The organism is Burkholderia alba (assembly GCF_034721475.1).
Taxonomy (GTDB): Bacteria; Pseudomonadota; Gammaproteobacteria; order Burkholderiales; family Burkholderiaceae; genus Burkholderia; species Burkholderia alba.
In genome coordinates this window covers 1-800 of the sequence record NZ_JAWJWL010000155.1, presented here as the reverse complement: position 1 = coordinate 800, position 800 = coordinate 1, and the positions used below count along the sequence as shown (strand labels likewise).

The window sequence follows — 800 nt, the reverse complement described above, 5'->3', positions numbered from 1 at the left end:
GTCATTCAATCACGTGGGTCAAAATTCGATGAAAATTTACAGCTCTAGTGGGTCAGTTCTGTACGGACATCAACAGATCGTTGCTTGCTTGATGCCATAGCTGCTGACCGTCGTCCACGAGCTAGCAGATGCATCACTGCGGAACTTGAACTTAAAGCCGGTCGGGGCGCTGATTACCTCCCGCACGTTTTGGAGCGGGCGTAGCGGTGCATCTGGACTCGCGAGCACCCTCAGGGCCTCGCAAAGGCTGGATTTGCCACTCCCGTTTGTGCCAAACACTAGGGTTATGCGCTTCTTGAAATCGATACGCAGCGTGTCGCCGAGCAATTTAAAGTTTGTGAACGCGAAGAGAATCTCAAGGAAATCCACTTGGCTGGCTTTGCTTTTGGCCGCCACCGCACTTGATGAGAGAGAGGATCGAAGATAGCAGGCTTTCCCGGCAAAGATGGTAAGCAGCAAATCAAGATCATCGGGAGTGAAGTCACGTACTCCGCTGGCGGCAAGGTCACAAACCATCCCGAACCAGGGCAGCGCAATTTCATCATTGAGGTCGGACAAGTAACCAAGAGCGTCAGGATGAGCCATGCTTGCACCTGTCAAAGTGAGTTTTCGGCTCATTATTCCATGAGTGGTCGAAGTCAAATGTTGTGAGAAAATTCAGTCCGTCGAGCCTAGGGCGGCCACCCGAAAACCGGACACCTTCAACGGCTGGCTCGGCGTTCTTTGATCCGCTTTAGGAATTCTGGACCAATCCGAGTGCGAGTTTTGCGGCAAACTTGACCCTGAACCAGGAGGTCGTT

Annotated in this window: 1 protein-coding gene; it reads right to left on the bottom strand. The window is 52.4% G+C overall.

All coding sequences use genetic code 11. The features are described 5' to 3' along the window. Window positions 1–69 precede the first annotated feature (69 nt). The gene (locus tag RZR99_RS32970) at window positions 70–585 is read right to left on the bottom strand and encodes an AAA family ATPase (protein WP_323123850.1); all 516 of its coding nucleotides are present in this window, start codon (window positions 583–585) and stop codon (window positions 70–72) included. Window positions 586–800 lie beyond the last annotated feature (215 nt).